The organism is Variovorax sp. J22P240 (genome assembly GCF_030316855.1).
Taxonomy (GTDB): domain Bacteria; phylum Pseudomonadota; class Gammaproteobacteria; order Burkholderiales; family Burkholderiaceae_C; genus Variovorax.
In genome coordinates this window covers 107,957-117,772 of sequence record NZ_JASZYR010000017.1, presented here as the reverse complement: position 1 = coordinate 117,772, position 9,816 = coordinate 107,957, and the positions used below count along the sequence as shown (strand labels likewise).

The window sequence follows — 9,816 nt, the reverse complement described above, 5'->3', positions numbered from 1 at the left end:
CGCGGCAAGAACACGCCGATCCGGCGCCCCTGCGAATCGGTGGTGTCGAAGCGGCTCTTCTGGCGGACGTCCCAGTCGAGTTCGACAGTGGCGGCGCGCTTGAGCAGGACGGGCGCGAGACCGCCGCCCTGGGGCATGAGTTTGTTGGCGGTGAGCACAGGAGGCGAGGTTGTTCTGTTCGATGAATGCGGATTGTCGATCCGCCCGCATCATCGAACTAGAACAGGAAATACCGCTGCGTCATCGGCAGCGAGATTGCCGGATCGCAGGTCAGCAGTTGCCCATCGGCGCGCACCGCGTAGGTCTGGTGATCGATCTCCATCTTCGGCGTGTAGGCGTTGCTCACCATGTGTTGCTTGCGCACGCCGCGGATGTTCTTCGCTGCACTCAAGGTCTTGGCGAGGCCGTAGCGCTCGCCGATGCCTGCCGCCAGGCCGGCTTGCGAGACGAAGGTCAGTGAACTCTTCGCCAGCGAGCCGCCATAGGCGCCGAACATCGGCCGGTAGTGCACCGGCTGCGGCGTCGGGATCGACGCGCTGGGGTCGCCCATCGCGGCCATCGCGATCGTGCCGCCCTTGATGATCGTGAATGGCTTGACGCCGAAGAAGGCCGGCTTCCACACCACCAGGTCGGCCCACTTGCCCACCTCGATGCTGCCGACCTCGTGCGCGACGCCGTGCGCGATCGCCGGGTTGATCGTGTACTTGGCGACGTAGCGCTTGGCGCGGAAGTTGTCGTTGCGCTCGCTGTCCTCGGGCAGCTTGCCGCGCTGACCCTTCATCTTGCTCGCGGTCTGCCATGTGCGGATGATCATTTCACCTACCCGGCCCATGGCCTGGCTGTCGGAACTGAACATGCTGATGGCGCCCATGTCGTGCAGGATGTCCTCGGCCGCGATCGTCTCCTTGCGGATGCGGCTTTCGGCAAAGGCCAGGTCCTCGGGAATGCCGGCGTCGAGGTGATGGCACACCATGAGCATGTCGACGTGCTCGTCGAGCGTGTTCACCGTGTAGGGCATCGTCGGGTTGGTGGAAGAGGGCAGGAAGTTCGGCTCGCCCACCACGCGCATGATGTCCGGCGCGTGTCCGCCGCCGGCACCCTCGGTATGGAAGGCGCAGATCGAGCGCCCGCCCACGGCCGCGATGGTGTTCTCGACGAAGCCCGATTCATTGAGCGTGTCGCTGTGGATCGCGACCTGCGTGTCGGTTGCATCGGCCACGTCCAGGCAGTTGCTGATCGCGGCCGGCGTGGTGCCCCAGTCCTCGTGCAGCTTGAGGCCGATCGCGCCGGCCTCGATCTGCTCGTGCAGCGGCGCCGGCAGGCTCGCATTGCCCTTGCCGAGCAGGCCGAAGTTCATCGGGAAGGCGTCGGCTGCCTGCAGCATGCGCTCGATGTGCCAAGGTCCCGGAGTGCATGTGGTGGCAAAGGTCCCGGTGGCCGGGCCGGTGCCGCCACCGATCATGGTGGTGACACCCGACGACAGCGCCTCCTCGATCTGCTGCGGGCAGATGAAGTGGATGTGGCTGTCGACGCCCCCTGCGGTGACGATCGTGCCCTCGCAGCTGATGACCTCGGTGCCGGCGCCGATCACGATGTCCACGCCCGGTTGCACATCGGGGTTGCCAGCCTTGCCGATCGCGACGATGCGGCCGTCCTTCAGGCCGATGTCGGCTTTGACGATGCCCCAGTGATCTAGGATCAACGCGTTGGTCATCACCGTATCGACCGCCCCCTCGGCATTAGTGCGCTGCCCTTGGGCCATGCCGTCGCGGATGGTCTTGCCGCCGCCGAACTTCACTTCCTCGCCGTAGCCTCCGGCACGCAGCGTGTAGTCCTCCTCGACCTCGATAACGATGTCGGTATCGGCAAGGCGGATGCGGTCGCCCACGGTGGGGCCGAAGAGTTGCGCGTATGCGCGGCGTTGGATGGTTGTCATGGCTGGAGCTTTCCTTGCACGAGCCCACGGAAGCCGTAGACCACGCGGTCACCCGAGAAATCGACCAGTTCGACCGTGCGCTGCTGCCCGGGCTCGAAGCGCACGGCGTTGCCCGAGGCGATGTTCAGTCGCATGCCGCGTGCGGCCTCGCGATCGAAGCCGAGGGCGGCGTTGGTTTCGGCGAAGTGGTAGTGCGAGCCGACCTGGATCGGCCTGTCGGCGGTGTTGTGAACCAACAGCGTGAGGGTGCGTCGGCCAGGGTTGAGAGCGTGCTCGCCCTCGTCGGTGAAGAGTTCGCCGGGAATCATGGTGCGTACCTCAGGCCAGTGCGCCGCCGAGGAGCGCCACGCCCAGGAGCGCCACCGCGCCTCCCGCGAAGCGCGGCAGCCAGCGGTGTCCGTGCCGCAGCGCCCACCCGATCGCGATACCGCTCCCATGCAGGGCGACCGTCGCGGCCAGCATGCCGGCCAACGCGAGCCCGGCGCCCGATCCAGTCGCCAGTTCGTAGCCGTGGGCCGCGCCGTGGAAGATCGCAAAGATGCCGACCAGCGCAGCGGCCATCCATGGAGGCAGGCGGCGCTGCGTGACGAGCAGCAGGCCCAGCACCAGGAGCGAGGTAGCGATCATCGGCTCCACCGCAGGCAGCGCGATGCCTGCCAGTCCAACCAGCGCCCCGACCAGCAGCATCGAGGCGAAGCCCAGCGGCGCCCACAGCAGCTCTGGCCATGCTCGTCGCGCCGTCAGCGCGCTCCATAGGCCCACGGCGACCATCGCGGCCAGGTGGTCGGCACCGGTCAGCGGATGCATGAAGCCGGTCGCGAAGTGGTGATGCAGACCGGCGTCGACGCCGGTGTGGGCGCCGGCGGCCAGGGGCAGGAGCGCTAGCAATGGGGCAAAGCGAAGAATGCGCATGGCAGTATTCCTTGTTCTGTGTGAAAGGGACTCAGGCGATCGGCTTGTGTATGGTCACCAGTTTCGTGCCGTCAGGAAAGGTGGCCTCGACCTGGATGTCCTTGATCATCTCGGCGATGCCTTCAATGACGTCAGCACGGGTGAGCACGTTGCGCGCCTCACTCATGAGGGCTGCGACGCTCTTTCCATCGCGCGCACCCTCCATCACCCACGCTGTAATCAACGCTACGGCTTCCGGGTAGTTGAGTTTCAAGCCACGTCCGCGTCGTCGCTCGGCCAGTAGTGCTGCCGTGAAGATCAGCAGCTTGTCTTTTTCGCGCGGTGTGAGTTCCATGGGTTGCTCCTTTTCAGAGAGTTCTTGCAACTATCGGAAGCGCGGGTTCAACTTTGAAAAGACGAAACATATTCCGAACCGCCCGGCACTTCAATCGGGAGCTCGACGGGAGGTGGCCTGCACTGGCGATTCAATCCACCTTGTCCGTCCGCCGCACCGCGACGATGACAGGAGTGAGCACTGCGGCAACCAGGCCTGCCGCGAAGCCGTTGTTGTAGAGCACCAGCCCACCGTGCACATCGCCGACGCTCTGGGCAGCGGACGAGTGGATGAAGCCTGCGATGACGCCCCAGTGCCAGCCGAAGCGCCCGGCGATAGGTGCCAGTGTCGTCCCGAAGAGGGCTGCCAACACCATGGATGGGTCCTCTGCGGCCCAGGGTTTGAACAATGAACCGGCGAACACCCCGACCATGATTGGCACGATGTTTCTCGAGTGTTTTCCGGCTGCAGCAAAGCCGACGACAGACAGTATGGCGCCGAGCGTCGGGCCGTTGAGATCTCCGCGGACAAGCAGTACATAGCCGGTGGAGATCACGCCCGTCAGACTCATGCTCACGAGCGTCGGTCCGAGGCCGCAGGTACCGATGAAATCCGAAGGTGCCTGCCCGGTCTGCTTCATGATCTGACCCACTCCGGCCAGTGCGCGTGGGTCGAGGAAGAACCCGACGGCAGCCAGCGAAACAAAGCTGGTGAGCAGGAGGGCCGCCAGCGGCAGGTTGTTTCCCGTGGTCCAGATGAAGACGGGCTCCGGGACGAATCCGTACGAACGGTAGAGCGCGACGACGAGCGCGCCGATGATGCCTGCCGTGAAGCCCATGTTGTAGAGGCTGTAGCCTTCATGCGCCTTGAACAATCTCGCGGCGACGGGGGCCAGGATGAATCCGATGACAAGGCAGGTGGCCGCAGCGAGTGGAAGACTGACTGGGCGTGACAGGTAGGTGCTGAATGCGACTTCCGAAAAGATCGGTGCCAGTGCCGCGCCGAAAAAGGCGGTGTTGATATGGGTCGCGAAGCGCTCGCGCTTGAACTTCGCGTAGAGCAGCACGCCGGCGACGATGAACCAGACGTTCAGGATGTTCTTGCCGAACAGTCCGAAGCCGAGCACGAGAAACAGCGCCGCCACGGCGGATCCGTTCATGGTGGCGCCCGCGCGCCAGTACACGAGGCAACTCATCAGCGTCAGAAGTCCGGCGTTGACGAGCGCCGCCCCGATGCCGCCCACGCCCATGTAGTCGGTGGTCAACGTGTCGCGGGAAACCACGATCTCCACCAGCCCGGACAGGATGCGGTCAGGAGAGTCGAAGGCGAAGCCTGCGGCCACGAATGCAGCGGCGTACAGCGCGACGATGCAAAGTACACGCTCGCCCGCATGGTGAATGGGTGGAGCGGTCACCGCATTCATGTCTTGGAAAGGTGGCGGCTCCGACCCTCCTCCGGCGTGGTCGCTTCGGCGGGTGGGATCGGGATCAGGGACTTGAAGCCATACTGGCCGATCAGCATCGCCCAGGTGACGACGACGAAGGTGGAAGTGAGAACCGGCATTCCGATCGGCGCCAGGAAGATCGCCACCGAAGCCCACAGCCAGGTGCTGACGATCATGCCGAAAACTGCGTAGATGAAACTGCGCGTCGTCAGCACTAGAAAGAATCCACCGAGCGCGATGCCGGTCAGCGCCGCGTTGTAGCCGTAGAGGCCGTCCCGGATGGCTCCCTCAGGTGCGCCGAAGGCCATCGCGACGATCTCGGCGACAACGGCACCCGTCAGGGCCATGAAAGCACTGATGCGCGAGTTGATCGCAATGCCCACGAGGATCAGGTAGCCGGCGATCCAGTTGTCCTGGAAGAAGATCTGGCCGATGGCATTGCCGACGCCCATGTACCAGGTCGGCAGCACGTAGGCAGTGACGAGTTCGTACTGGTCAGGCGAAACCGGCTTGCTCAGAGGCCCGGCCTCGATGCTGCTGAACCTCAGCACCGCGAACAGGAAGAGCCAGCCCACAAGAACGAATGGCATCGTGAGGGCTGCGACCTTGTACGGCGCCAGAAGGGTCGAGATGCTGGAAAACACGATCGACGTCATGGCGGCCGCGAAGACGAGGTAGATGAACATGTGCGCGGAAGGCAGGCTGCCACGCCTGAAGTCCTCGCTGGTGAACGCGACCAACGCAACGCCGACCAGCGCCCCGTTGAATCCGAACAAGCCGTTCCTGATCAGGCTTCTGTCCGCCAGGAGGATGCAAGCGGTCGCGGTTCCGGTGATGACTCCGACGACGAGGATGAGGCCATAGATCCACGAGTTGTAGACGATGGCCGCCAGGATGATGAGACCGGAAAGCGGATTGTTCTGAAAGACCACCTGACCGATGCCGCGCAAGGACCAGTCCACAAACCCCAACGTCGAATGCTCCTGAAACCTGTTGAGATTCATGATGGTTTATAGTGAGGTTGGCCGGTGTCCAGTAGGTACAAGTTCTCAAGATGCAAAGAACGCACTGAGCGCAAACCCGTCGAGATCGCTATCGCTTTTTGCTCAGGTGGACAGACTTTGCCGCGATCTGTCCGTGCGGACCTCGCCAAGTTTCATCGACCACCCAGCGAGGATTTGTTGAAGATTTTCCCCTCCAGGGGATTGGATTTCCCTGCGAGGCAGGCACCTGAATCTCTTGGGGCATTCATAGTCAGCTCGATCTGGCAGAGGCGCACGCACCACCCTGAGACCTTCCGCATCGGCTTCAGTGCAAAACACCTGGGTCCAAGGAGTCCCCGGCGGAAAATGGGACACCCAATCCGTGTTGCTCTTGATCCAGATTCCACACACGGTGCCTAGGCGTCCTCTCCAAGTCGCTGGACAGACAAAGATACCGACGTCCCCGGGTTTCAGCTGCGCCAGATGCGAGGGGTAGTCATAGAGCGCTACCCAATCAATGCTTTCACGCATCGTTCGAAGACTCACTCGCCTGGCTCGGTGCCGCGCGTCTCACCATCCTTGCCACTGTTGCTGCTGCCTGCCACCGCGAATGTTCCCTGCGATACCGCCGGCGACGCCCCCGATCGCCGCACCGGTCCAGGCGTCACCCCCTGAGATCGCCGCGATACCCGCGCCAGCCCCCGCGCCGATGGCCGCACCGCTCATCGTGCCCTGCTGTTGCGGCGTCATGTCGGTGCAACCAGCCATGATGGTCGCGGCCGCGATGATCGTCGTCCAACCGAGTAGCTTCATGATGACGCTCCTTCACTTGTTCTTTTGCAAGCCAGGCATGGCCATTTCCAACCAGATGATGTCCAGCACCGGCCTCTTCAGCTTGGTGGGATTCGCCGCATACCAGCGGTCGACCCCCTCGCGCACGCCGTCAAGGGTCTGGCCCTGCATGCCCTTGGCCAGACGCGGTACGAAGCTCTGCGCATCCGTCGGCGGATTCGATGCGTGATAGGCGGTCTGCACCTGCACCATGTTGGCCAAGCCGATGAGGTACGCCTTCTTGACCGCCTCGCTCGAGGTCCTCCATTGCTCGCCGGTGACTATGGGTACTTCGGCAGCCTTCGTGTTTCCCGCCGCGACGGCTAGCGCAATGGAAGCCGTCAACATCGCCATGCGGATCGTCTGGAGTTTCAGTTCCATCACGTTCTCCATTGAAGTTTCGCGCGAGCTTCAGTTTGCCGGCGCGGGCACCGGCGTTTCCGTGCGTCGGATCTTTCCGCCGCCTAGGACACTGCCCCGGATGGTGGTATTGCCCGTGCCTTGCACCCGTTTCACGCAGGCTTCACGCGCTTCAACGGGTTGGCGTTGGCACCGAGCAAGGGCATTTTCATCATAGCCACCTGTACTGGTCAACTGGCCCTGACGCTTTGCCTCCTGCGCCGCCGCTGCTTCACGCAGGCAAGCGGTGCGATCCACCCGCGGATCGCTGCATTTCTCAAGAGCACTATCGGTCGCAGCAACCGAGGCACTGACTAAGCCCGCTAGTGAAACTGCTGCCAGCAGAGTTCTCACCGCCGAACGAAAACGCTTGTCCATTGATCACTCCTTGTTGATAGAACTACTATCGCCGCGAATGATTTGGCTTAACCAAAGAGCGCAACTCATTGATAGAACTACTATCAGTACCCAAGAAGAAGGCCGGCTTATAAAGTGCGACTCATTGGAAGACCGAAATGAGACATAGTCTCAGGCCAAACAGTCCTAGCGGCAAGTCATTTGTCCGCGTTGCGTCTGTTGCCAATCAGATGCTTAATGCCGACGAAAAGAACACTGAACTCGAAGTCCATGCAGATTTCGCTGCAAATGGCTCATCGGCCACGTCCTAAGTACTAATAAGAGGAGACGGAGGATGGTTCATCGCCTTGCGCGTTGCAGATCTCGCGCGCAACCTCTTTCGAGTTGGCGAGCAGCAGCACAGACATTCTTTCTGACGATGGCCGTGCTAGCTTCAAACATCGCTGTCGCCGCCGATCTTGATCTCGCGCGCGCCGAACAACTGGTGCGTGAAGGGCAAGTATCAGGAAGCGTACGACTTGCTCTCGCCGTTCGAGAACGCGAGTGCGACCGGGAGCGACGGTTCCTTCACCTATCTGCTGGGCCGCGCCGCACTGGGTACGCTGCGCGCTGAAAAGGCCAAGGCTCTGTTCGAGCGCAGTCTCGCGACACGACCGGACAACGTCGCCGCGCATCTCGCGCTCGGCCGTGCCTACTTCGCGCTCGGGCAGTACGCCGAGGCGAAGATCGAGTTCGAGACGGTGCTGCGCTTCGACAACCTGCCGCCCGACGTCCTGTCACAGGTCGAGATCTACGACCAGGCAGCGCGACAGTCGCTCGAGGAAGGCAGGGCGCTGACGTACTTCGGCTATGCGGAAACTGGCATCGGCCGCTACAGAGTGAACTCGACGCGCGGCACGGACGCATTCGGCGGCGGGGATCGGCGCGACACCTTCTACAACGCCCGCGTGGGCGGCGGCGCGAACTACGCGCTACAGAACGGCTACTCGATCGATGCGAACCTCGACTACCGGTTCAGGTACTACGACAACTCCGAGAGCCGGGACGACTCCGACCTGCGCTGGAGCCTCGCAGGCAGCAGGGCACTGGGCGAGAACAACATAGCGGCCGGCTTCAGGGGCAGGACGAGCTACCGCGGCAACAGCGACTACCGCAACGACGTCTCCATCTTCACCGACTACCGGATGCGCTACGACCCCGACAACCAGTTCACGCTGGGCGCGGATGTGCGGCGGCGCAGATACCCCGAAGGCAATCTGCGCGACAGAAGCCGCACCACGGCCCAGGTCTCTGCCGGCTGGGTGAGGTCGTTCATGGATGGCAAGGGCAGCTTTGCCGTCACGGGGCACGCCGGGCAGAACTACGCGACGAGCCGGCCCGACGGCGACTCCGATGTGTACGGCGCGACTGTCTCCCTCGATTTCACGGTGAAAAACAAGCTGAGCTGGGGCACCTTCGCGTGGTGGGAGCGGGACTCCTTCAACTCCGACAACGTTCACTTTCATCCCGATACGCTCGACAACACTGTCATCCTGCGGCGCAGGGACAACCTCTACGAAGTCGGCGCCTACCTGGTCTGGGAATTCGTGCCGACCTGCACGCTGCGCCCGGAGATTCTCTGGATTCGGGACCAGAGCAATTCGGTGGGCTTCAACTACAGCTCGACCGAGGTGTGGGTCAACGTGCGCAAGGCCTTCTGAGCGTCGCCCGGGTGGCGCCCGATGTGCCCCTTGGTGCTATTGACAAAGAGTGGTGTGCCCCCAATGCTCGTTCGGGCTACAGGCACGACAGCGAAGCTGGCCACGCCGCCAACACTGCACATGGATTCGGCCGCGCCCACTTCACTTCAGCATGACAGCACGTGACAGCCGAGAGAGTTTTCGTGACTGTGCCACCCACCCATCGTTCACCGGGAAACACAAGGAGTGCAATGGCTTCGAAAGAACAAAAAGCGTCGCGAATGCAGTTCACCGCGATGGTGGTGGGCGGCATGGTCGGCCCAGCGCGAGCGAACCCAGTGGGACAGCGGCGCGAACCTTGTGTGCGCCTCGCCGGGCGTGGTTTATGCGTACGACCGCAACACCTACACCAACACGCTGCTGCGCAAGCGGGGCATCGAGGTGGCGACCATCTTTTGCTCCGAACTCGGCCGCGGCCGAAGGTGGCCATTGCATGACCTTGCCCGATCGTCCGGGACCCGGTGGATTCCCTAAGTAGTGCGTTGATCAGCTTTTCAAGGAAAACCAATGAGCAATTTCTGGGATCTCATACAACTACTCTTCTCGACCTTTGTCCTCATCGTTTATCTTCTGATTCTGTTCCAGATCATCGGGGATCTCTTTCGAGATTCTGAGTTGGGAGGCGGATTCAAGGTGTTGTGGATGGTCAGCCTCATCTTCATTCCGGGCCTCACAGCGATCGTCTATATCGTCACTCGCGGCCGTGGGATGGCGGAACGGCAGCGCGCCAGCTTGCAGCGGGCAAAGGCAGACACTGACTCTTACATCCGGCAGATTTCGGCCAAATCTCCAGCCGAGCAGATTGCGGAAGCAAAGTCGCTTCTTGACGCTGGCACCATCAACCCGGACGAGTTTGCAAGCTTGAAGGCGAAGGCGCTGGCTTGAAGGCTGGCGCAGTGCGT

General features: G+C 62.4%; 11 protein-coding genes and 2 pseudogenes. 3 read left to right on the top strand and 10 right to left on the bottom strand.

Annotated features, from left to right (window positions below; all coding sequences use genetic code 11):
* From QTI24_RS27310 to QTI24_RS27265, 10 genes and pseudogenes are all read right to left on the bottom strand, one after another.
* A pseudogene (locus QTI24_RS27310) lies at positions 1–158 on the bottom strand (urease accessory protein UreE); the annotation flags it as partial.
* Between the two features lie 59 nt (positions 159–217).
* Entirely contained in the window at positions 218–1,936 is a 1,719-nt protein-coding gene (ureC, locus tag QTI24_RS27305; protein WP_286604679.1) for an urease subunit alpha, read from the bottom strand.
* The gene (locus QTI24_RS27300) at positions 1,933–2,244 is read right to left on the bottom strand and encodes an urease subunit beta (RefSeq protein ID WP_286604677.1); all 312 of its coding nucleotides are present in this window, start codon (positions 2,242–2,244) and stop codon (positions 1,933–1,935) included. Before QTI24_RS27300 ends, ureC begins: the two co-directional genes overlap by 4 nt.
* Before the next feature lie 10 nt (positions 2,245–2,254).
* Positions 2,255–2,848, bottom strand: a complete 594-nt coding sequence (locus QTI24_RS27295) for a HupE/UreJ family protein (RefSeq protein WP_286604674.1) — start codon at positions 2,846–2,848, stop codon at positions 2,255–2,257.
* A gap of 31 nt (positions 2,849–2,879) precedes the next feature.
* The gene (locus QTI24_RS27290; RefSeq protein WP_286604672.1) at positions 2,880–3,182 is read right to left on the bottom strand and encodes an urease subunit gamma; all 303 of its coding nucleotides are present in this window, start codon (positions 3,180–3,182) and stop codon (positions 2,880–2,882) included.
* Between the two features lie 130 nt (positions 3,183–3,312).
* Positions 3,313–4,575: a DUF1576 domain-containing protein gene (locus tag QTI24_RS27285; RefSeq protein ID WP_286604670.1), complete on the bottom strand. Its 1,263-nt coding sequence runs from the start codon at positions 4,573–4,575 to the stop codon at positions 3,313–3,315.
* 5 nt (positions 4,576–4,580) lie between these two features.
* Positions 4,581–5,609, bottom strand: coding sequence for an urea transporter (locus tag QTI24_RS27280; protein ID WP_286604669.1), 1,029 nt, complete (start codon positions 5,607–5,609; stop codon positions 4,581–4,583).
* A gap of 549 nt (positions 5,610–6,158) precedes the next feature.
* A complete protein-coding gene (locus QTI24_RS27275; RefSeq protein ID WP_286604668.1) occupies positions 6,159–6,401 on the bottom strand; it encodes a YMGG-like glycine zipper-containing protein in 243 nt (80 codons plus the stop codon).
* 12 nt (positions 6,402–6,413) lie between these two features.
* Positions 6,414–6,800 carry a hypothetical protein gene (locus tag QTI24_RS27270; RefSeq protein ID WP_286604667.1) on the bottom strand — a complete coding sequence of 129 codons (387 nt, stop codon included), beginning with the start codon at positions 6,798–6,800 and terminating at the stop codon, positions 6,414–6,416.
* Positions 6,801–6,830: 30 nt separating this feature from the next.
* On the bottom strand, positions 6,831–7,196 hold the full coding sequence (locus QTI24_RS27265; protein ID WP_286604666.1) for a hypothetical protein: 366 nt from the start codon (positions 7,194–7,196) through the stop codon (positions 6,831–6,833).
* Positions 7,197–7,663: 467 nt separating this feature from the next.
* Here QTI24_RS27265 and QTI24_RS27260 point away from each other — a divergent pair, with 467 nt between their 5' ends.
* From QTI24_RS27260 to QTI24_RS27250, 3 genes and pseudogenes are all read left to right on the top strand, one after another.
* Complete coding sequence (locus tag QTI24_RS27260) at positions 7,664–8,875, top strand: tetratricopeptide repeat protein (RefSeq protein ID WP_286604664.1); 1,212 nt, start codon at positions 7,664–7,666, stop codon at positions 8,873–8,875.
* 306 nt (positions 8,876–9,181) lie between these two features.
* Positions 9,182–9,381 (top strand): annotated as a pseudogene (locus QTI24_RS27255) (arginine deiminase family protein); the annotation flags it as partial.
* A gap of 40 nt (positions 9,382–9,421) precedes the next feature.
* Positions 9,422–9,799, top strand: coding sequence for an SHOCT domain-containing protein (locus QTI24_RS27250; protein WP_286604691.1), 378 nt, complete (start codon positions 9,422–9,424; stop codon positions 9,797–9,799).
* Positions 9,800–9,816: the final 17 nt, after the last annotated feature.